19 protein-coding genes are annotated in these 21,473 nt (G+C 69.9%); 5 read left to right on the forward strand and 14 right to left on the reverse strand.

The window, feature by feature from the left end:
- Positions 1 to 46: 46 nt before the first annotated feature.
- The 8 genes from wecB to ABD736_RS14690 are packed head-to-tail and all read right to left on the reverse strand — an operon-like array spanning position 47 to position 8,789.
- Positions 47 to 1,114, reverse strand: a complete 1,068-nt coding sequence (wecB, locus tag ABD736_RS14655; RefSeq protein ID WP_344792609.1) for a non-hydrolyzing UDP-N-acetylglucosamine 2-epimerase — start codon at positions 1,112 to 1,114, stop codon at positions 47 to 49.
- Between the two features lie 11 nt (positions 1,115 to 1,125).
- Positions 1,126 to 2,631 carry a polysialyltransferase family glycosyltransferase gene (locus ABD736_RS14660; RefSeq protein WP_344792610.1) on the reverse strand — a complete coding sequence of 502 codons (1,506 nt, stop codon included), beginning with the start codon at positions 2,629 to 2,631 and terminating at the stop codon, positions 1,126 to 1,128.
- A gap of 43 nt (positions 2,632 to 2,674) precedes the next feature.
- The gene (locus tag ABD736_RS14665) at positions 2,675 to 3,889 is read right to left on the reverse strand and encodes an aminotransferase class I/II-fold pyridoxal phosphate-dependent enzyme (RefSeq protein ID WP_344792611.1); all 1,215 of its coding nucleotides are present in this window, start codon (positions 3,887 to 3,889) and stop codon (positions 2,675 to 2,677) included.
- On the reverse strand, positions 3,886 to 4,875 hold the full coding sequence (locus ABD736_RS14670) for an SDR family NAD(P)-dependent oxidoreductase (protein ID WP_344792612.1): 990 nt from the start codon (positions 4,873 to 4,875) through the stop codon (positions 3,886 to 3,888). Before ABD736_RS14670 ends, ABD736_RS14665 begins: the two co-directional genes overlap by 4 nt.
- On the reverse strand, positions 4,872 to 5,930 hold the full coding sequence (locus ABD736_RS14675) for a sugar phosphate nucleotidyltransferase (RefSeq protein ID WP_344792613.1): 1,059 nt from the start codon (positions 5,928 to 5,930) through the stop codon (positions 4,872 to 4,874). The genes ABD736_RS14670 and ABD736_RS14675 overlap by 4 nt, the downstream gene beginning before the upstream one ends.
- Positions 5,927 to 7,093, reverse strand: a complete 1,167-nt coding sequence (gene neuC / locus ABD736_RS14680) for a UDP-N-acetylglucosamine 2-epimerase (protein WP_344792615.1) — start codon at positions 7,091 to 7,093, stop codon at positions 5,927 to 5,929. The genes ABD736_RS14675 and neuC overlap by 4 nt, the downstream gene beginning before the upstream one ends.
- Positions 7,090 to 8,127 (reverse strand): N-acetylneuraminate synthase family protein, encoded by a 1,038-nt coding sequence (locus ABD736_RS14685; protein ID WP_344792617.1) that lies wholly within the window; start codon positions 8,125 to 8,127, stop codon positions 7,090 to 7,092. Before ABD736_RS14685 ends, neuC begins: the two co-directional genes overlap by 4 nt.
- 47 nt (positions 8,128 to 8,174) lie before the next feature.
- Complete coding sequence (locus tag ABD736_RS14690) at positions 8,175 to 8,789, reverse strand: NeuD/PglB/VioB family sugar acetyltransferase (protein WP_344792618.1); 615 nt, start codon at positions 8,787 to 8,789, stop codon at positions 8,175 to 8,177.
- A 97-nt stretch (positions 8,790 to 8,886) separates the two neighbouring features.
- Between ABD736_RS14690 and ABD736_RS14695 the strand changes: the two genes are divergently transcribed.
- Positions 8,887 to 9,645, forward strand: coding sequence for an acylneuraminate cytidylyltransferase family protein (locus ABD736_RS14695; protein ID WP_344792619.1), 759 nt, complete (start codon positions 8,887 to 8,889; stop codon positions 9,643 to 9,645).
- 51 nt (positions 9,646 to 9,696) lie between these two features.
- Positions 9,697 to 10,860, forward strand: coding sequence for a glycosyltransferase family 4 protein (locus tag ABD736_RS14700; RefSeq protein WP_344792620.1), 1,164 nt, complete (start codon positions 9,697 to 9,699; stop codon positions 10,858 to 10,860).
- Positions 10,861 to 10,881: 21 nt separating this feature from the next.
- On the opposite strand, the gene purE is transcribed toward ABD736_RS14700, so the two are convergent.
- The 6 genes from purE to ABD736_RS14730 all read right to left on the reverse strand — a co-directional run bounded on the left by purE (position 10,882) and on the right by ABD736_RS14730 (position 17,735).
- A complete protein-coding gene (gene purE, locus ABD736_RS14705; RefSeq protein ID WP_344792621.1) occupies positions 10,882 to 11,388 on the reverse strand; it encodes a 5-(carboxyamino)imidazole ribonucleotide mutase in 507 nt (168 codons plus the stop codon).
- Positions 11,389 to 11,439: 51 nt separating this feature from the next.
- Positions 11,440 to 13,809, reverse strand: a complete 2,370-nt coding sequence (locus ABD736_RS14710) for a GH25 family lysozyme (protein ID WP_344792622.1) — start codon at positions 13,807 to 13,809, stop codon at positions 11,440 to 11,442.
- A 185-nt stretch (positions 13,810 to 13,994) separates the two neighbouring features.
- Entirely contained in the window at positions 13,995 to 15,161 is a 1,167-nt protein-coding gene (locus ABD736_RS14715; RefSeq protein WP_344792623.1) for a 5-(carboxyamino)imidazole ribonucleotide synthase, read from the reverse strand.
- 43 nt (positions 15,162 to 15,204) lie between these two features.
- The gene (locus ABD736_RS14720) at positions 15,205 to 15,780 is read right to left on the reverse strand and encodes a PH domain-containing protein (protein ID WP_344792624.1); all 576 of its coding nucleotides are present in this window, start codon (positions 15,778 to 15,780) and stop codon (positions 15,205 to 15,207) included.
- 7 nt (positions 15,781 to 15,787) lie between these two features.
- On the reverse strand, positions 15,788 to 16,582 hold the full coding sequence (locus tag ABD736_RS14725) for a biotin--[acetyl-CoA-carboxylase] ligase (RefSeq protein WP_344792625.1): 795 nt from the start codon (positions 16,580 to 16,582) through the stop codon (positions 15,788 to 15,790).
- Positions 16,583 to 16,823: 241 nt separating this feature from the next.
- Positions 16,824 to 17,735, reverse strand: a complete 912-nt coding sequence (locus ABD736_RS14730; protein ID WP_344792626.1) for a hypothetical protein — start codon at positions 17,733 to 17,735, stop codon at positions 16,824 to 16,826.
- Between the two features lie 383 nt (positions 17,736 to 18,118).
- Between ABD736_RS14730 and ABD736_RS14735 the strand changes: the two genes are divergently transcribed.
- The 3 genes from ABD736_RS14735 to ABD736_RS14745 are packed head-to-tail and all read left to right on the forward strand — an operon-like array spanning position 18,119 to position 21,404.
- Positions 18,119 to 19,756 carry an acyl-CoA carboxylase subunit beta gene (locus ABD736_RS14735; RefSeq protein WP_344792627.1) on the forward strand — a complete coding sequence of 546 codons (1,638 nt, stop codon included), beginning with the start codon at positions 18,119 to 18,121 and terminating at the stop codon, positions 19,754 to 19,756.
- Between the two features lie 43 nt (positions 19,757 to 19,799).
- Complete coding sequence (locus ABD736_RS14740; protein WP_344792628.1) at positions 19,800 to 20,066, forward strand: acyl-CoA carboxylase epsilon subunit; 267 nt, start codon at positions 19,800 to 19,802, stop codon at positions 20,064 to 20,066.
- A 39-nt stretch (positions 20,067 to 20,105) separates the two neighbouring features.
- Complete coding sequence (locus tag ABD736_RS14745; RefSeq protein ID WP_344792629.1) at positions 20,106 to 21,404, forward strand: class I SAM-dependent RNA methyltransferase; 1,299 nt, start codon at positions 20,106 to 20,108, stop codon at positions 21,402 to 21,404.
- Positions 21,405 to 21,473 lie beyond the last annotated feature (69 nt).

Raw genomic sequence — 21,473 nt, forward strand, 5'->3', positions numbered from 1 at the left:
GCCTACCGGCGCGAAATTGTGGTGGTGATGTACGGCCCCGGCGAGGCTAGTCGCCGTGGGCGAGCAACTCGGCCACGACGCGATCGGCCGCGTGCCCGTCTCCATAGGGCGCCGCGTCGGTCTCCGCCGGGCGGGGCCGTGCCACCGCGGCGGCGATCTCGTCGCTCGTGTTCGCGAGCACGTTCCAGCCGAGATCGATCGTCTCGACCCACTCGGTCTCGGTGCGCACCGTTGTGGCGGGCACCCGCAGCAGGAACGCCTCTTTCTGAAGACCGCCGGAGTCGGTGACGACGCCGCGACTCGCGAGCACGGCGGCGATCAGGTCGGGGTAGGCGAGCGGCGCGTGCTCGATGAGCGAGCCGGTGGTCAGTTGGATGCCGGCGGATGCCGCACGGGCGGCCACCCGCGGGTGGGCGAGCAGCACCACGGGGTGGTCGAGGGCGGACAGCCCGGCGACAACCTCGGCGAGGCGCGCCGGGTCATCGGTGTTGTCGGCGCGGTGGATCGTGGCCACGGAGAACTCGCCGGGCGTGAGGCCGAGTTCGGCGACGAGCTTCGACGGGGCGCCGGCGACCGCGTCGCGCGTGGTGAAGAGCACGTCGGTCATCACGTCGCCGACGACGACGGTCTTGTCGCCCAGACCCTCGGCAGCGAGGTGCTGGGCGGCGACGTCGGTCGGAGCCAGCAGCAGGTCGGCGGCGTGATCGGTGAGCACGCGGTTGTGCTCCTCAGGCATCCGGCGGTTGAACGAGCGCAGGCCCGCCTCGAGGTGCGCGACCGGGAAGTGCAGCTTCACCGCCGAGAGCGCCGCGGCAATCGTCGAGTTGGTGTCGCCGTAAACCAGCACCCAGTCGGGCTGGTGCTCATCGAACACGCCGTCGAGGGCGCCCAGCATGGCGCCCGTCTGCACGCCGTGGCTGCCCGAGCCGACCCCGAGATGCACGTCAGGGGCAGGAATCCCCAGGTCCTCGAAGAAGACGTCGGACAGCATCGGGTCGTAGTGCTGGCCGGTGTGCACGATGACGTGCTCGACACCGGCTGCGGCAGCCGCGTGTGCGATCGGGGCGAGCTTGACGAACTGAGGACGGGCGCCGACGACACTGATGACCTTCACGGTCAACGAGGCTATCGGGTGAGGCCGTCAACCCCGCTTCGTACGAAGGCGCGGAAGTTCTCCACCGCATGGGGTTTCCAGATCGACTCGAGTAGTCCAGGTGCGGCCTGCAGTGCGCTCGGCGCAGCGCCGAGCACCACGTCGACCGCGGAGCGCACGGACTCAGCGTCGCTCACCCGCTCGCCGAAGATCTCCTTGTCGGCGCACACGTCGGCCATGGGCGAGTCGAACACGAAGACCTCGCAGCCGAACGCGAGGGCCTCGTACAGCACCGTGCTGAAGTAGCCGAACACCGCGCGCGACCGGGCCAGCGTCTCGTTCACATCGAGAGCGGTGTCGATGCTGATCCGATCCTCGCCGATGAGCCCCGGATAGCGCTGCGCGACGAGCGCGCGCTCCGACGGGTGGGGGCGGAACAGCACTCGCCACTCCCCCGGCAGCGCATCGCGGATGTCTGTGACGAGGCGCGTCGTCACCTCTTCCTGGTACCGGTTCGAGACGACGAGAACCGTCTTCTCGCGCTCGGCGGGCGCGGGCGCCTTGGCGGCGGTCTGCTCGAGGTGGGGCTTGCCGATCGCCACTTTCTCGCCGGGGAAGCGCACTTTGTCCGACCAGAACTCGCCGAAGGTCAGAAGCGTGTCAGGCATGAAGCGGGCGAACTCGGGGCGCGTGATCGCCGCACCGAAGTTGTAGGCGCCGTGCGACGGCCCGATCCACCCGTGCTGCGGCTCGATAACCCGCACACCGCGGTCCTTGAGCACCGAGATGAGGCTGGGCTGATTCAGGTATGCGGCCGTCTGCATGATGGCCGCCTTCGGCTTCATACGGTCGACGAGCGGAGCGAATTGCTTGCCAAGGTGTGACGCGATCTGGCCGCGGGTGACGACCCACGCTGCAGTGCGCTCGATGGCCGAATCGGGGACGTCGAAGGGAAGAACTGCATAGATCCCGCGCACCGCTGCGTGCACCGAAGCCTGAGCCGACGTGGAGAGAGGATGAGCCGCCGCGTCTCGCCGCGCGAGGAAGATCTCACGGTCGAGGCTGTAGGTCGCCTCGAAGCTCGGGCGTTCGGCGGCCGAGGGCCGCCGCTTGATCCCGCGGTCCTGCAGTACTGCGCTGCGGCCGCCTTCGGCGACGGCGAAGTCCCCGACGAGCCAGTTCTTAACTCCGGCATCGGTCTGTGCGAGAGTCGTGCCGCTCACCAGGAAGAGCAGGTCACGACCACGCGCCTTCCGCAGGGAATGCGGATTCGGCAGCACGACTTGTGAGGTCTCCCACGCGCGCTGGCGAAGCGACTTCTGGGCCTTCGCTCCGGGGAGTGCCGCCCCGGACGACGCATCGGAGCCGGCATCCGCTGCATCCTCGCCGCCGCTCGACGCCTCGGCCATGCTTCGGATCAGAGGCCAGCGCAGCAGGGGCCAGATCGCGAGGTCCGTTCCGGGGAAGGTCTCGAACAGGACGTCGGGCGCGGCATCCTCAAGCGCGACGAGCGCCTCGGTCTGCGGGGTTGGGATCACGGACGATTTCCTCTCGGAAGGTCAGCGGGTGGCCGCCGCGCGCTCATGCGCTCGCGGCGGAGTCGAACTCGAGAACCGCCTCAATCACGCGATCCTGGTCTGCATCCGTCAGGTCGAACGAGCACGGCAGCGAGAGCCCTCGCGTGAAGATGTCTTCCGCGACTTCGCCGCCGAGGCGATCGGATGCCTGCCACGGCGGTTGCAGGTGCAGGGGCCGCCAGAGCGGCCGCGAGCCGATCTGCTGTGCGCCCAGGTGCTTCCACAGCGCGTCTCGGTATTCGGCGCCCGCGCCCTTGGGCACGAGGACGGAGTACAGCCAGTAGGTGGCATCGAAGCCCTCGATGCGCGGCTGCGTCACGATGTCCGTGTCGGCGAAGGCCGCTTCGTAGCGAGCCGCCACGTGGGCGCGCCGCGCCTTCAGCTCGTCGAGCCGCTCGATTTGTGCGAGCCCGAGCGCGGCTGCGATGTTGGTGAGGCGGTAGTTGTAGCCGACCTCGTCGTGCAGGTAGCCGATGTCTGGCACCTTGGCCTGCGTCGACAGGTGCTTCGCCCGCTTCGCGAGCTCAGCGTCGTCGGTCACGAGCATGCCGCCACCGCCCGCCGTCGCGAGCTTGTTGCCGTTGAACGAGAAGGCGCCGATCGTTCCGACGGTTCCAGTGTGGCGGCCGGCAAAGGCGCCGTCGCTCCAGGTCGCCCCGAGCGACTCGGCTGCATCCTCGACGACCGCGATGCCGTTGCTGCGGCAGAACTCGATCAAGCGGTCGATCCGTGCCGGCTGCCCGAGGATGTGCACGGGTTCGATGACCGCTGGAAGGGCGTCGCCCCGGCGCTTCCGATCTTCGAGGGCCTCGATGAGCCGGTCCTGGTCGAGACACCACGTCTCGGACTCTGAGTCGATCAGCCACGGCTTCGCGCCAACATAGGCGATCGGGTTGCTCGAGCCGACGAAGGTGAAGTCGGGAACCGCGATCTCCGCCCCGCGCGGAACGTCGAGCACCGCGAACGCGAGGTGAATGGCCGCTGTGCCGCTCGAGCACGCCACCGCGTGCTTGGCTCCGACCAGCTCCGCGAAAGTGTTCTCGAACTCTTCGACGTAGGGGCCGACGGATGAGACGAAGCCGGACTTCACGGCATCCGTCACCTTCGCGATCTCACGATCGGTGATGCTGGGCACCGCGAGCGGAATGAACGGCAGATCGGAGCGCGCTTCTGCCCGGGGTGCGTTGCCCCACGACGAGCTGTCGGAGACCTGGCTCATCGGTGGTAGACCTCGGCCCTCTTGGCGTCGACACGATCGCGTAGCCACTCGGCGGTCTGCTTCAGGCCGTCCTCTAGCGAGGTTCGCGGCGTCCAGCCGAGGACCTCCGCAGCCTGGCTCGGGTCGGAGAGCAGGATCTCGACCTCTGAGCCCGCGGGGCGGAAGCGGTCTTCGTCGGTCGTCACCGTGGCATTCGACCCCGTGGCCGCGAGGCACATGTCGAAGGTCTCTGCGATGGACACGGTGCGGCCGGTGCCCAGCTGCACGACGGTGCCCGGCGCGAGGTTCGTCGTGGCGGCGCGTACGAAGCCGTCTGCCGTGTCCGCCACGTAGGTGAAGTCACGCTTAGGCGACAACGCGCCCAGGTGCACCTCATCGGCGCCCGCGAGCAGCTGGTTCAGGATCGTGGGGATGACGGCGCGCATCGACTGACGGGGGCCGAAGGTGTTGAACGGCCGCAGCACCGTCACGGGCGTCTCGAACGAGAGCGCGTACGACTCGCACATCTTGTCGGCGCCGATTTTCGACGCCGAGTACGGCGATTGGCCCCGTAGCGGATGCTCGACCGTGATCGGCACGGTCTCGGGCGTGCCGTAGACCTCGGAGGTCGAGGTGTGCACCATGCGCTCGATGCCCTCGGCGCGCACCGCCTCGAGCACGTTCAGTGTGCCGGTGATGTTTGTGTCGACGTACGAGCGGGGCGCGACATACGAATAGGGAATCGCGATCAGCGCGGCGAGGTGGAGCACGATGTCGGTGCCCTTCACTAGCGTGCGCACGTACTCCGCGTCGCGGATGTCTGCGAGCCGCACGTCGACGTCGTCACGCACCGGCGACTCATCGAGCCACCCGGCAGAGCCGTTCGAGTTGTACAGGCACATCGCGCGCACATTGGCGCCGTCCGCAACGAGCCGCTCGACCACGTGGCTGCCGATGAAGCCATCCGCTCCGGTCACCAGGACCGTCTTGCCGGCAATCGTGCTCACTGATTTCCCCTTGCTCTCGCGAGATCGCGAGGTGTTCCCACATCGATCCAGTCCGATTCCATCGCCCAGGCGGACGCGCCGAGGCCGCGCGTGATGCACGTCTCGACCAGCTCGGGCATCGTGCTGGGCCGGCCTTTCGGCACGTACTGCAGCGCATCGCGCGACACCGCGTAGATGCCGGCGTTCACCTCGACGTCGAGTACGGGCTTCTCGACCAGCTGCGCGATCTGCCGACCGGTGCCGCGCTCGACGACGCCGAAGGGAACCTGGTGGTCGTAGCGGCGGGTGGCGACGGTGACTGCGGTGCCGCTCGCCCGGTGCGACTCGATGAATTCCCGGACGTCGAACTGCGCCATCAGGTCGGCATTCGTCACGATGAGCGGCTCGTCCGGCAGTTCGGCCTGGTCGATCAGCGCGAGAGACCCGGCGGTGCCGAGCGGAGTGTCAGGGTCCTCGCGTACGTACCGGATCTCGGCGCCGAAGGTCGAGCCATCCCCGAGTCGCTCGATGATCTGGTCCGCCAAGTAGTTGACCGAGACGTAGATGGTGCGGATGCCGCCGCTGACGAGGTTCAGCAGCACCCACTCGATGATGGGTCGTCCTGCGATGGGGACAAGCGGTTTCGGCGTATGCCGGGTCAGCTCACCGAGACGAACGCCGCGTCCTCCGGCCATCACCACGGCGACGCTGTCGAGGACGGGGCGCCCGACGATGTCGCTCAGAGTGTGCATGCCGACGACCCGGCGCTCACTGTCGATGACGGGGAGCTGGTCGAGCCGCGTGGCCCGCATGACGTCGAGTGCGTGTGCGCGATTCGTGCCGTCCGACACCGTCGTGGGGTTGCGCGTCGCGTAGTCGATCGCACCGTCGTCGAGCCCCGCGCCGCGCAGGATGGCGCGGCGCAGATCCCCGTCCGTCAGCACGCCGACGAGGCGGCCGTCGTCATCGATCAGGACGGCCACTTCGAGGCCGCTGCGGTCGATGAGCAGCATGGTGTCGCGGATGCTGGCCGACGTGGGGAGCGTGTAGTCGGCGACCGTGCGGTTGACACTCATCGGGCAGTCTCCTTTTGATCCGCCCAGGCTGCCGCGCGCGACTCGAGATCGCGGAAGCGCTTCGGGCCGGCGGGGCGCCGCACCCCCGAGATGACTTCGGCGATGCGCACGGCAGCCCGCCCGTCGCCGTAGGGGTTGATCGTCTCGCGCGGGCGCGCGCGGGCCAGCACAGCGCGCACCGCGCCGCGGACGTTCTCGAGACCGTCGTCGACGTGCGCGACGGTGTCGGCCCGCAGCCGCCCCGCCTGTCGCGTGCCGACGTCGACGGCGGGCACGTCGACGGAGGCCGCCTCGATGATGCCGGACGACGAGTTGCCCACCACGACATCGCACGCGGCAAGCACTCGCGGGTAGCGCGCACCAAGCGCGGGCACGACGACGACGTTCGGAAGCCGGCGCGCGGCCTCGAGCAGCGCATCGCGCACCGTATGGCCGCCCGGGTCGGGCCCCGGGTAGGTCGCGATCACGGTGCCGGCCTCTGCGGCCGTACCGGCCAGCGCCTCCACGGCGGCACCCACCACCGCGTCGAGCGCCTGCGTCGTCACCGGGTGATACGTGAACAGCGCCAACGGATGCCGGATCTCCGCGCCCAGCGCCTTCGCGAGCTCGTGGTCTGTAAGCGGCTGCAAGCCGCGGAATCGATCGAGTCCTGGGGCGCCGGTCACGTGGACGGTGGCGGGGTCCTCTCCCATCTGGATGATGCGATCCCTGGCATCCTTCGAGGCCACGCAGTGCACATCCGCGAGCTTCGTGATCGCGTGCCGCACGCGCTCATCGATCGCGCCCTCCGTGACCTCGCCGCCGTGCAAGTGCACGACCGGCACGCGGGCGAGCACGGCGGGCATGACCACCCAGGGCAGCTCCCAGCGATCGCCGAGCACCACGACCGTGTCGACGCCGTCGAGCGCGCGAGCGACGCCTTCCGAGAGCGCAGCACCAGTCCGCGCGGCGTCGGTCGCCGCATCACCCGTGAGGCGCGGGCCGACCGCGCGCACCGTCGTGTTCGCCACGCCGAGATCCGCGAGGGCGGCGACGGCGGATTCCTCGTCGAAGGCCACGCCGGTGAGGATGAGCAGCTCGTTACCGGCCGCGGCGAGTGCCGTGAGCACCGGGCCCAGCGGGCCGAGGTCGGCACGCCCGGAGAAGTAGGCGGCGACGGTCATTCGGTCGCGACCGCGTCAGTGTCAAGGGCGACGCCGGCCGCGACGGCGCGAACCAGGGTGCGGCCGACGATGTCGACGGACACCGAGATGCCACTCTCCGGGCGCAAGCCGATGACGTCGTCGGCGCCGAGCACAAGCCCCGCGGCTAGGTCTCGCGTGGCGTGCCATGAGCGGCGCACGAGCGGTGCGTTCTCGAGCTCGCTCGGCATGCGGCGTTTGCGACCGTCGCCCAGCATCCGCACCGCAGTGTCGACGTCGCGCACGTATGAGGCGAGCTCGTCGGGCTCGAGGCTCGCGGCGTGATCCGGTCCCGGGGCGGTGGAGTCGAGGGTGAAGTGCTTCTCGAAGACCCTCGAGCCGAGCGCCGCAGCGGCGATCGCCGCGGTCGATCCCTGCGTGTGATCCGACCAGCCGACAGGCACGTCGAATTGTGCCGCCATCGCGGGAATGGCAGCGAGGTTGCAGTCATCAACCGGTGCCGGGTAGGCCGAGACGCAATGGAAGAGGATGCGCCCGGGTGCGGCCGCGGCGGCATCGAGCGCCGCCTCGACCTCGTCGGCATCGCCCATTCCGGTCGAGATAAGAAGCGGCACGCCCAGCTCGGCGAGGCGGCGGATGAACCCGACATTGGTCAGCTCGCCGGACGGGACCTTGAGCGCAGGCACTTCGAGGTCGAGAAGCAGCTCAGCGCTCCCGAGATCGAACGGGGTGGAGAGAAAGAGGAGTCCGCGCTCTCGGGCATGGTCGGACAGCTCGCGCCACGCGCTGCGCGGCAGCGAGAGCGCCTGCAGCATCTCAGCCTGGGTCGACGACCCAGTCGCGCGCTGCTGGTACGGCGCGGCCGACGCGCTCTCGGCCACCAGCGCGGCCGCCTCGAACGTCTGGAACTTGACGGAGCCGGCGCCTGCTTCCGCGGCGACGTCGATGAGGGCGTGCGCCTTCCGGACGTCGCCATCGTGGTTGACCCCAGCCTCGGCGATGACGAACGGAGTCTCTCCACCCAGCTGGTGGTTCCCGATGGTGACGGAGTCCACGGCATCCTCTCGCTCGGTGTGGCAGATGTCCGAACAATCGCCCCGGCTCACTGCCTGCGCGCCGGCACCCCTGTGACGACCGCCCCAGGCGGGACATCTCGGACGACCACACTACCGGCACCGACTACGGCGCCGGCCCCGACGTTGACCGAGGGAAGCACGACTGCGCGCGCACCGATCAGCGCCCCGGAGCCCACCTGGGCCGCGCCGAGCAAGGTCGCCCCCGGCGCCACGTGGGCGTAGTCGCCGACGACCACGTCGTGCTCGACAACGGCCGAGGTGTTGACGATCACCCCCCTGCCGACACGCGCACCCGGGCCGACATGAGCGTGCTCAAGAATCTGAGTGCCGTCGCCCACCTGCGGTGCCACGGTGGCCGTCGCCGCGACGAGCACCCCGTGCGTCCGGCCCTGGCTGTCGATCGCCGCGGCCTCACGCGCCCTGACCGCGTTGTCGCCAATGGCGACGACGAAGCTCGCCGTAGCGAATGACTCAGCGAGGTCGGCGAGGCTCGCGAAGACCGGGACGTCCCACCCTTCCGGCCCCGACGGGTCGACGACCGCGAGCACCCGCAGCCCTCGCCGCGCGGCGACGTCGGCGATGGACCGCGCGTGGCCGCCGCCGCCCACGAGCACAAGACCGGCGATCTGCGCGTCTGGCATACGGCCATCGTAAGAGTCTGCGCGTGCGGCAGACTGGATCACTGCGGTCGCCGCACGGTGACCGCCTCGGTAACGCCCGCAAATCGGAAGGCCTCAGATGAGCAGCAGGATCCTCGCGGTCATTCCGGCACGGGGCGGTTCCAAGGGCCTCCCGGGCAAGAACATTCGTCCGCTCGCGGGCGTGCCCTTGATCGGTCACGCAATCGCCTGCGGCAACGCACTTCCACTGGTCGCCCGCACGGTCATCACGACCGACGACGCCGAGATCGCCGAGACCGCGCGCGCCCTGGGCGGCGACGTCCCGTTCCTGCGCCCCGCGGAGTTGGCTCGCGACGACACGCCTTCCGCGCCGGTGATCCAGCACGCGCTCGCCGAGGTCGAGCGGCAGGAAGGCGCCCGATACGACGGCGTGCTGCTGCTCGAGCCGACCAGCCCGGCGCGCGACCCGCAACGCATCGCCGACGCGATCGCTTTGTTCGACTCGAGGCCAGACCTCGACGGCGTCGTCGCGGTCTCGGCACCCTGGTTCAACCCGTTGTGGGTCGGCGTCGAGGCCGCCGACGACGGCACGATGAAGCGCTTCTTCCCCGAGGCCGCCGGCGTGACTCGGCGGCAGGACAACCCCCGTCGCTACCTGCGCATCAACGGCTCGTTCTATCTCTGGCGCGCGGAGTTCGTGCGGGGCCTCAAGTCAAACTGGCTCGACGAGGGCACCTTCGCCCCATTCGAGATTCCGGAGTCGGAGGCGTTCTCGATCGACGACGAGGACGAGTTCCGTCTGATCGAGGCGCTCGCCGCCGGCGGCTTCGTGCAGCTTCCCGCGTCACCTTCGGCCACTCCCCCACCCTCCTCGTGAGCGGCTTGCCTCAGGCATCCCCGGCTTCGCCTTGGTAACCTCGTCAGCACCATGACGACTCTGCGTGTGATCGCCGACGATGCGGTCGCGCGCACGTCGGCCCAGCAGTCCAGCCGCCCGCGCATCAACGGCCTGACCCGCTACGCGAGCGAGCTGACCAGGGCCCTGATCGACACCGCTCCCCCCGAGTGCGACGTCGAGCTGATCGTGAGCCGTCGCCCGCGCGCCGAACTCGACGAGTTCGGCCGCCAGTTCCCCGGGGCCGCCGGCACCACCCCCGTGAGCATGCCCCACGGCGCCCTCGCGTCAGCCTGGGCCAATGGGGTGCGGGTCGCCGCGGGCACCGGCATCCTGCACGCGCCCAGCCTGTTCGCCCCGCTCGTGCGCGGCGACCAGCACGTCGCGCGCCAGCTCGTCGTGACGGTCCACGACACGATCGCATGGACGCACCCGAACTCGCTCGAGCCCGGTGTCGCCGCCTGGACTCGGCGCATGGCCCGCCGCGCCGCCAAGCACGCCGACGCCATCGTTGTGCCGAGCCACGCGGTCGCCGCAGAGCTCGCCGAGCACATCGACGTCGGCGAGCGCATCCGGGTCATCCCGGGCGCCACGAGCGCGAGCATCGTGCTGCCCGCCGACCCCGAGGTGCGCGCCAGTTGGCTGAAACTCCCCGAGCGCTTCGTGCTGGCATCCGGCTCGATGGATCCCCGCAGCGGCATCGACGCCCTCATCGAGGCCGCCGCGCTGCCCGAGTTCCAGGACGTCCCGGTGCTCATCATCGGCGAGGATGCCTGGCGCGGCCGCCGCATCACCGAGGCCGCGATGCTCGCGGGCCTCCCGGAGGGCCGCGTGCGCCCGCTCGGCGCCGTCAGCGACTCGGACCTCGCGCTTCTGCTGAAGCGCGCCGAGGCGTTCGTCGCCCCGAGCTACGCCGAGGGCTTCGGGCTCATGGCCCTCGAGGCGCTCGCCTTCGGCACGCCCCTCGTGCACTCCGACGCCCCGGCGCTTGTCGAGTTGGCGAGCGGCGCCGGGTACCCGGTCGTCCGCTACAACGCCGGGTCGAGCTATGCGCAGCGGCTTGCGACCGCGGTCGGCAGCGTGCTGGCGGGCAATGCGGATGCCGAAGCCCTCGCCACCCTCGGCAGGGATCGCGCCAAGGCCTTCAGCTGGCGCGACTCGGGCGCCCGCGTCTGGCAGCTGCACGCGGAGTTGTAACCCGGCAAACGCCTCGCGAGCTCACAGGTTCGCGATCAGCGCCTGGTTCTTCTGCTCGACGAGTGACTCGAGTTCACGGGCATACTCTGCGACTTTCTCGGTGAGCTCGGCGTCGCCCGACGCGATGATCCGCGCCGCGAACAGCCCCGCATTCGCCGCCCCGTTGATCGCCATGGTCGCGACCGGGATGCCGGCCGGCATCTGCACGATCGAGAGCAGCGAGTCGAGCCCGTCGAGTCGCGCGAGCTGCACCGGCACGCCGATCACCGGCAGCGTCGTGACGGACGCGACCATGCCGGGCAGGTGTGCCGCGCCGCCCGCGCCCGCGATGATGACGCGGATGCCTCGCCCGGCCGCCGCCTTGCCGAAAGCCACCATCTTGTCCGGCGTGCGGTGCGCCGAGACCACCTCGACCTCGTAGTCGATGCCGAACCGGTCGAGCGACTCGGCCGCGGCCTTCATCGTCGGCCAGTCGCTGTCGGAACCCATGATGATGGCGACCTGCGCCGAGTCACTCGAAAGAGGCATGACTCCACGATATTGCGCGAGCGACGGGCACACCGCCGCACAGCGGAGGCGTTATGCGTTGTGCCCGGTGGGGATCTCGGCGGCGAACTCGGCCGCGACCTGCAGGTATCCCGCGCCCTTGTTCAACTGGGTGTACCTGGCCATCGTTGTGATGGGCAGCTTCTTGCCCCCCGACAGCTGATAGATCGACCCGTTCGGCGTACGGATGAACGACCCGGCCTGCGTGCCCTTCTTGAGCAGGGCGCACGTGAACTGGTCCAACGGCACGTACGAGAACGGATACAGCGCAGCCTCTGCCGACGGCACCAGGTGGATCTGCCCGCCCGCAGACACATAGTTCTGACCGCCACAGGTCACACCGAATCGCAGCAGCTGCGACGCCCTCGGATACGCGTTAAGACGAGCCTGGGTGGTGTAGCTCCACTTCGTGATCCCCAACTCGGTCGTGTACACGAACGACGACAGCGCGATCTTGTTCGTCACCCCGTTGACCAGGTACACCGTCGCATCTGTCGGAGTACGAACCAAGGTGCCCGCCGTCAACGCCACGGGTCCATGTGGCAGCCCTGCCAGCACCGCCTGGGGCACGGTCGTGATCACGGGTGTCTTCCCGCCGGACAGCGCCACCAGGGAATCCCATGCCCCCACCGGAAGGATCTGCGTCGGCATCACCAGGTACACCGTCGCGCTCGCCTTCGACATCACCGCGGATGACGCCGTGATCGTGCCCTTCATAGCGAAGCGATTCGCGAACGCCTGCGGCACCGCGACGGGCACGAACTTCTCGCCCCCGACGGTGCCCGACCACGCCACCGACCCGCCCTGCGCCAACACGCGCACCTGCGTGGTGCCCGTTACCTGGAACACACCCGTGAACGCACCGCCGCTCGGCAGTTGCGCCACACTGCCGGCATCCAGCGTGCCGGCGATGCCGGACGGCAGGGTTGTCACGGGCACCACGGAGGCATCCACGGGGAACTGCTTGCCGCCGCTGATCAGCACGTAGGAGCTCTTGCCGGTCACCTGGGCGAACACCCCGTCGTCAACCAGTGGCGCCCCGTACGGCAGGTTGTCCAAGGCGGTCGGGCCCAGCACGTTCATTCCGGCGCCCGACACCCCCGCTGTCGACATCGCCGCGTTGTCGAGAATCTGACGCTTCTTGCCACCCGAGAGCAAGAACCGCTGCCCGGAATTGAGCTTCAGTACCTGGCTCACAGCCGGGCCCGTCACGAACGCCGCGATCTGGGCATCCGTCAGCTGCACGTAGCCCGAGGCCGCGCACGCTCCGCCGTAGTCCTCGACCATCGCGCAGGAGGAGAACGGCAGCTTCATGCCGGAATCCGTGAAGTAGATCGTCCCGTCCGGCGACCTCACGATCCGGCCTGCTGTCTGCTGAGTCGCGAACGAATTCAGGAAGGTCTGGTCGACATAACCCAGCTGACCGAGCTTCGAGAGCGCACTCAGCTCAGCCGCAGAGGCGACCGGGTACTTGTTCGCCCCCGCCAGCAGGTACACCGTCGCGTTCGCCACCGTTCGGACGAGGCTCGTCCCCAGCCCGAGTGCCTGGAGCTGCGCGAGGCTGCCGTTGAACACGTCCTGATCGCCCGGGAAGGCGCCCGTGGAGCCGTACTGCCAAAAGGTCCACGTCGGCCAGGGGCCGGGCAGCGTGCCGGGGCCACCCGAGAACTTGCCGCCGCTCGGGTAGTACGCGATGAAGAACGGGTCCGCTTTGAATGCGACGCCGCCGGTGCAGCTCGTCCACCAGCTCTTGTTGCTGTAGATCGCGGGCCATCGGCCGATGCGGTTGTGGATCGTGGTCACGAAGTCGTTGATCCAGCTGACCATCGCCGCCTGGCTCAGCCCCCAGCACGTGGGATGGCCGGACTCCGACTCCATGTCGAGCATCGGCGGCAGCGTGCGGCCGTCGGCCGTACCTGCGCCGCCGTTGGCGAGGAAGTAGGCGGCCTGAGCGGCCCCGGAGGACGTGCTCGGCGTCGCGAAGTGATAAGCGCCGTGAATCAGGCCCGCGGCGTAGGAGTCGTTGTACTGCTCACCGAATCGGCTGTTGACGTAGTTCGTCGACTCCGTCGCCTTCACGTATACGAATCGGGCGCCCTGCTTGTACAGCGAGACCCATTGCGCCGCGGTCAGCGTCTGGTACCACGAGACGTCAAGCCCGTCGATGCCGGGCGCATTGCTCACCACGGAGCTCCGCGCGATACCGCCGGCAGCCGAGGAGGCGAGGCTCGAGCCCAGGACGTGATCGCCCCGCGCATCCTGGACGCTCACAGCCGGGTCGGCGAGTTGTGCGCTCGAGACGGATGCCTGCTGTGCAGAGGCCGCAGCGGGCGCCGCAGCGGCTGCAGCGGGCGCGGCGGACCCCACGACCCCACCGAGCGGCACGACCGTGATGAGTGCCAAGAGCGTCGCGACTCCGAGAACTCCTACGCGAACACCCCGACGCATCTGCAAAACCCTTCACCCCCAGCGTCCTCGGCCTCGGCGACGAGTCCGCCGGGCTGAGCACGCCGCAGACAGAGTAACCATGCCCGCGGCGGGGTCGGGGCAACGCCACCCCGTGTGCGCAGAACCGATGCGCGAACGCGCTACCCCTCGAAGAACGCGGCGGCGGCGCGGGCGTCGGCGAGCACAGCGTCCAGCTCGGCACCCGACACGGTGACGTGGCCGACCTTGCGACCGGGCCGCGACTCCTTGCCGTAGCCGTGCAGCTTAGCCGCGGGGTACGCGGCGGTGACGGCCGGATAGCGGTCCTGCAGCGTCTCGCCGACCGGGCCGCCGAGCACGTTGATCATCACCGACCAGGGGTCGCGGGGGCGCGTCGAGCCCAGCGGCAGGTCGAGCACGGCGCGCAGGTGCTGCTCGAACTGACTCGTGACGGCCCCGTCGATCGACCAGTGGCCGCTGTTGTGCGGACGCATCGCGAGCTCGTTGACCAGCACGCGACCGTCGCGCGTCTCGAACAGCTCGACGGCAAGCATCCCGGTCACTCCGACGCCCTCGGCGACGCGCACCGCGATGTCGCGCGCGACCTCCGAAACGGTCGACGCGGAGCCGTCGGCAGCGCGCGCGGGCTCAGCGGCGGTGGGCGCCGGCGCGATCACCTCGGCGCACACCCCGCCCTTCTGCACCGTCTCGACGACAGGGTAGGCGACGATCTCACCAGATGGACGGCGGGCAACCTGCTGAGCGAGCTCGCGCACGAAGTCCACGAGTTCTTCGACGATGAGCGAGCCGCCACGGCCGTCCTCGGCGAGCGCCGTGAACCAGTCATCCGCCCCGTTCTTGTCGTCGACGACGCGCACGCCCTTCCCGTCGTAACCGCCGCGCGCGGTCTTCACGACGGCGCGACCCCCGTGTGCGTCGAGGAAGTCGCCGAGCTCGTCGGCGTCCGAGATCGCCGCCCAGTCGGGCGAGGGCAGTCCGAGCTCGGTGATCTTCTGGCGCATCAGCAGCTTGTCCTGTGCGTACAGGAGAGCGTCGGGACCGGGGTGCACCGGAATGCCCGCATCGACGAGCGCGTGCAGCACGTGCTGCGGGACGTGCTCGTGGTCGAAGGTCACGACGTCGACGGTCTTTGCGAACGCGAGCACGGTGTCGAGGTCGCGGTAGTCGCCCACCCCCGTCGCGGCGATCTCGGCAGACATCCCCTGCGCCTCTTCGAGAACCTTGATGGTGAGGCCCAGCGAGATCGCGGGCGGGATCATCATGCGCGCGAGCTGGCCGCCGCCGATCACTCCGACAGTGCTCTTCATGCCCTTAACGCTATCGAGCGATCGGGCCCGCGGCCGACCGCGCTCAGCGCCCGTCCCACAGCGTCGTCTGCCGCGTGATGACGGGCGACTGCATCACCTGGCGCTGCGACGTCTGCAGGCTCGCGGCGTTCTCCATCAGGTCGTGCAGCGCGACCTGCACGGTGCGCGCCTTGGGGATGTCGTTCAGCACGAGCACCGTCTCGCCCGAAACCGTGATGCGCAGATTGCCCGAGCCGAACATCGCCTGAAGGGGCCCGCGCGACAGCTCGACCTCGTAGCCGCGCAGGTGCAGCAGCTCTTGCCGGCGGCGCACGAAGAAACCGCGCCGCACGACGATGCGCCGCGTCGTGATGACGTAGCGCTTCGACAGCCACGAGAAGTACGGCAGCAGGAAGAACAGCAGCACGAGCAGCGCCGCGGCGAGCGCGACGGCGTAGTGCGCCCAGCTGGCCGGGAACCGCTCGGAGAAATAGCCGTACCCGCCGGCCACGAGCACCAGCATCACCGAGGGCCAGAAGAGCACCCGGGCGTGCGGGCGCAGCCGAGCGACCACCCGCTCGGGCGGGGGCGCGGGGACCTCGGGGGCCGCCGCCGTGCGCGGGGCTACCGGTCGGGCCATGAGCCCATTAATACCGCAGGTGGGTCACGTCTCCGGCCGCGACCGCCGCGGGTCCGGCATCCGTTATCACCATGAGACGTCCGCCCTCGTCGAGCCCCGTCGCGCGCGCCCGTTCGATGCGGCCGCCTGGCAATTCGATGCGCACGTCGCGCCCGACGGTGGCGCATTCGCGCTCGATGAGAGAGCGGATGCCTGACCCGTCGGCGTTCCCCTGGGCGTTCGCCAGCTCGTAGGTCAGCACCCGCAGCTCATCGAGGTACGCGGCCAGGATCGCGTCAGGGTCGGGCTCCTCCACCCCTGCGAGCTGCAGCGAGGTGGCGGTCTCGACCGGCAGCTCGTCGGCCCCGATCGTGAGGTTCAGCCCAGAGCCCACGACGACGGCCGAGGCATCCGGCAGCAGCTCGGCCAGGATGCCGCAGACCTTGCGCCCCTCGATCAGCACGTCGTTCGGCCACTTGAGCTCGGCGCCGCGCGCTCCGGCTGCGGTGACGGCGCGCTTCATGGCGACTCCGGCGATGAGCGGCAGCCACCCGAAGGCGCCGACGGGCAGGCTTCCAGGCAGCTCGTCGGGGCGCAGCAGCACCGAGATCGCGAGGCTCGTGCCGGCCGGGGCGCTCCACTGCCGGTCGAGGCGGCCGCGCCCCGCGGTCTGGTCGTCGGTGATGAGCACCGAGAGGTGCGGCCACTGCGCGGGGGCCTCAGAGGCCTGCGCGATGAGGTCGCGGTTCGTCGATCCGGTGCTCGGCACCACGACGATGCGGGAGGCGATGGCGCGGGCGCGAGGCAGCTCAGGAAGAGTCACAGCTTCATTGTCGCGTGCGCCGGTTGCCAGCGGGCCGCTACTTCCTCCTCGCTCCGTCGCCGAGGGGTGCCGCGATGGGGTTCTCGGAGCGAATTCCCCCATCGCCGCACCCCTCGGTGCAGCACCCCTGGCGCGTGCGCAAGAGTCACGGCCTCCTGTGCGTCGTCCGATTTGCGAGGGGTGCCGGAATGGCGTTCTGCGGCGGAGTTCCCCCATCGCGGCACCCCTCGGTGCGGCATCCCTAGGCTCGCCAACCGCGAAGAGCCAGCGCTTCGCGCGTCATCCGCTCGACATCGGCTTCCGTGTGGTGCTTACGGACCCTGATCACCGTCCAGCCGGCGAGCACCAGCTTGTTGTAGCGGTCGACATCGATGCCCGACCACCGATCCTTGTGCCAGCGCTCGCCCTCGTACTCGATGACCACTTTCCATCGCCGATACACCAGGTCCCCGACCGCAATCAACCTTCCGTCGGCGCCGTAGATTCGCGCGTTCCGCTCCGGCTCGGGCAACCCGGCGCGCAGAAGCACCAGCCGCACCCAGGTCTCGCGCGGCGACCAGACGTTCTCGCGAAGCTGCGGCAGCGCCTCTCGCAGCTTCCGAACTCCCCGCCCGCCGCTGAACGCCGCGACGGCGCGCTCGAGATGGCGCTTCGTCGTGAGCAGCACCGGCTTGTCCGACAGCATCCGATCGCCCGCCGCGATCAACTCGTCGACGGTGAGGAAGGACGCCAGCTCGCACCACAGTTCCGCCGCGACTCGCACGCGGTGCCCGAACATCGACGTGGTCTCGGCAGAGGCGGCCTTGTGGCCGATCACGTACTTGCCGCGTGGGAGGAAATCGCCGGGAGCCGTGATGTGCACCTCAAGTCGCTCGAGCCGATCAGGAAGGGGCACGCCGATGATCCGTGCCGCAGTGGGGCCGCTGAAGAACCAACCGCGCGGCAGCTTCGCCTGGTAGGCGTCGCAGAGAATCTCAAACCGCTTGTCTGCGTCAGCGTCGTCGAGCAGGGCTCGCGGCACGCGCACGCCGCGAAACGGATCGGTGAGATCACGGGCCCTGAGCCGATCTCGCGTCACACCGGCCTGATCGGCCTGGCCGACGGTGAACGGGGCTGTCGCGAGGTGGCTCGGCAGCGGTGTGGCATGGCGCATGGCCGCGAGTCTGGCGACTGCGACGAGCGCACCATCCGGCCGAGGCACCGTATTGGGGACAACTGCGCACGCCAGGCCCCTGTGTCGGGCGAGTCCGCTGCACGCCGGCGCCACGACCTCACCGCAGACCATGCCGCGCGCCGCTGCACCCCGCGCGCCACGACCTCGTCGAGGGGTGCCGCGATGGGGTTCTGCGCGCGAATATCCCCATCAGCGCACCCCTCGGCGAAGCATCCATGTGCGCCGAACGCCACCTGGCGAAGCGGCCGCGCGGCGCCCACGCACCTCCCGGCGAAGCATCCGTAACCTGCTAACGATCTGCGCCGCCTTTGTAGGGATCCGTCAACGGTGTGCGCCGGAAGTGCGCGGGTAGGGTGAAAAGCGTGACCGCAGACGCCACCTCGCCCGCCACCGACGGCCCCGCTACCGACGACAGCGACGGCCCCGACCTCGCGACCACCGCAGGCCGCATCGCCGACCTGAAGGCCCGCTACCACGAGGCCGTGACGGTGAAAGAGGAGGCGAGCGCGGCCAAGCAGCACTCCAAAGACAAGCTGACGGCTCGCGAGCGCATTCTCGGGCTGCTCGACCCCGGCACCTTCGTCGAGTTCGACGAGTTCGTGCGCCACCGCTCGACCGGCTTCGGCCTCGAGGCGAAGCGCCCCTTCGGCGACGCGGTCATCACCGGCGTCGGCGCGATCGACGGCCGCCAGGTCGCGATCTACAGCCAGGACTTCACGACCTTCGGCGGCTCGCTGGGCGAGGTCGCGGGCGAGAAGATCATCAAGGTCATGGACCACGCGATCAAGACCGGGTCGCCGATCATCGGCATCCTCGACTCGGGCGGCGCGCGCATTCAGGAAGGCGTCGTCGCCCTCGGCAAGTACGCCGAGATCTTCCGCCGCAACACGGCGGCCTCGGGCGTGATCCCGCAGATCTCGATCGTCGTCGGGCCGGCCGCGGGCGGCGCGGTGTACTCCCCCGCTCTCACCGACTTCGTGATCATGGTCGACAAGACGAGCCACATGTTCGTCACCGGCCCCGACGTGATCAAGACCGTCACGGGCGAGAACGTCGGCTTCGAAGAGCTCGGCGGTGCGCTCACCCACAACAAGCTCTCCGGCGTCAGCCACTACCTCGCGACCGACGAGGCCGACGCGCTCGACTACGCGCGGAACCTGCTGAGCTACCTGCCCGACAACAACCTGACGGACGCGCCGGTCTACGACGTCGAGCCCGAGCTCGAGATCACGGATGCCGACCAGGAGCTCAACACGCTGGTGCCGGATTCCCCGAACCAGCCCTACGACGTCACGAAGGTCATCGAGCACATCGTCGACGACGGCGAGTTCCTCGAGATCCAGCCGCTGTTCGCCCCGAACATCGTGATCGGGTTCGGCCGCGTCGAGGGGCGCTCCGTCGGCATCATCGCGAACCAGCCGAACGCCATGGCTGGCACGCTCAACATCGACGCGGGCGAGAAGGCCGCGCGCTTCGTGCGCTTCTGCGACGCGTTCTCGATCCCGATCGTCACGCTCGTCGATGTGCCCGGCTACCTGCCGGGAACCGACCAGGAGTGGACCGGCGTCATCCGCCGCGGCGCGAAGCTGCTCTACGCCTACGCGGAGGCCACGGTGCCGCTCGTCACGATCATCACGCGCAAGGCCTACGGCGGCGCGTACATCGTCATGGGCTCGAAGCAGCTCGGCGCCGACATCAACCTCGCCTGGCCGACGGCCGAGATCGCGGTGATGGGCGGCCAGGGCGCGGTGAACATCCTGTATCGCTCGCAGATCTCGGATGCCCGTGAGCGGGGCGAGGACGTGCAAGCGCTTCGCCAGAAGCTCGCCAGCGACTACGCCTACGAGGTGGCCTCGCCCTACCTCGCCGCAGAGCGCGGGGCGCTGGACTCGGTCATCGAGCCGGCCGCGACCCGCACTGCGATCATCAAGGCGCTGCGCTCGCTGCGCACCAAGCGGGCGTCGATGCCGCCGAAGAAGCATGGGAACATCCCCCTGTGAGCAAGGCAACTGTGAGCGGGGCGGCCGCGAGCGAGGAAGCACTGTGAGCCCGAAGCACCGCGCCGAGCAGGCGAGTGCGGAAGAGCCTGCCGCTCAGGCGTCCGCCGACATCCGCTTCGTCACGCAGGGTCTCAGCCCCGAAGAGATCGCGGCGGCAACCGCCGTGCTCACGGCGGCGCTGCAGCAGCAGTCAGCGGCCTCGGCCACCCGCGTGAGCGAGCCGCCGCGCTCCGAGTGGGCGCGCTCGACCCGCGGCCTGCGCCGCCCGCTGCGCGGCGACTGGCGCGGCTTCACGGCAGAAGGCCTGTAGCCCACGTTGCGCCCAGCGAGCGCATGGGACGATTGACGGATGCCTGCACGCAGACCGCCCCGCCGCCCCCAGCGCCCCGCCGCCGCTCCTCACCCGGCCGTCGGCACCGAGCTCGAGCTCGAGGTGACCGGCGTCGCGCACGGCGGCGTGATGGTGGCCCGGCATGAGGGCCGGGTGGTGTTCGTGGCCGACGCGATCCCCGGCGAGCGCGTGCGCGCACGAGTCACCGAGGCGAAGAAATCCTTCTGGCGCGCCGACACCCTCGAGGTGCTCGAGGCCAGCCCGCATCGCCGCGAGCACGTCTGGCGCGAGGCATCCGTCACCCGCGATCCTGAAGGTCGCGCGGGCGGCGCCGAGTTCGGCCACATCGAGCTCGCCCACCAGCGCGAACTCAAGCGTCAGGTCGCCGTCGACGCCCTGACGCGGATGGCGCACATCGAGCCGGCCGACGACTTCACGGTGCAGGCGCTGCCCGGCGACGACGAGCGCGACGGCACCGGGTGGCGCACCCGGGTGCGGCTGCAGGCCTCCGCCGACGGCACGGTCGGGCCGTTCGCCGCGCGCTCGCACACGGTGATCCCGGTGACGAGCCTGCCGCTAGCGACCGATGCGATCGCCGAGATCGCTCCCCTGGCCACCCGCTTCGGCGATGCGTCATCCGTCGACCTCGTCGCCCCCTCGAAGGGCCGCGCGCTCTCGATCGTCACCACGCGCGACGGCAGCGCGCCGCCCGCCCAGCCGATCCTCGAGACGGTGGGCGACCGCGAGTTCGCGCTCGACGCGCTGGGTTTCTGGCAGGTGCATCGCGCGGCGGCCGAGACGCTGACCGCAGCCGTGCAGCGCGCCATCGACGCCGACGAGTTCGACCCGCGGGCCGCGAACCTCGACCTCTACGGAGGCGTCGGCCTGCTCGCCGCTGCGGTCGGCGACCGCTTCGGGCAGGCGACCCGCATCACGAGCGTCGAGTCCTACGAGACGGCGACGGACTACGCCGCCCGCAACCTCTCCGACTGGGTCGGCGCCCGCGCCATCACCGCGCGCGTCGAGCGCTTCGTCGAGGGGCTCGCCGACGACGCGACCGCTGTCGAGCGCGGCCGCCAGCGCGCGGCGACCGTCGTGCTCGACCCGCCGCGCTCGGGCGCAGGCAAAGCGGTCATCGACGAGCTGGTGCGCACCGAGCCTGCCCAGATCGTCTATGTCGCCTGCGACCCCGTGGCCTTCGCGCGGGACGCCGCCCTGCTCGGAGCCGCCGGCTACGGCATCCGCTCGCTCGAGGCCTTCGATCTGTTCCCGAACACGCACCACGTCGAGTTGCTGGCTCGCCTCACCCGCGACTGACGCAGCCTTTCGACCCGCCCCGCTTGTGCGCCCGCGCCCGGAAGCTGCGGCCCCGGGCGGGGGCGCCTG

The sequence above is a fragment of the Gryllotalpicola daejeonensis genome (assembly GCF_039538145.1).
GTDB lineage: Bacteria > Actinomycetota > Actinomycetes > Actinomycetales > Microbacteriaceae > Gryllotalpicola > Gryllotalpicola daejeonensis.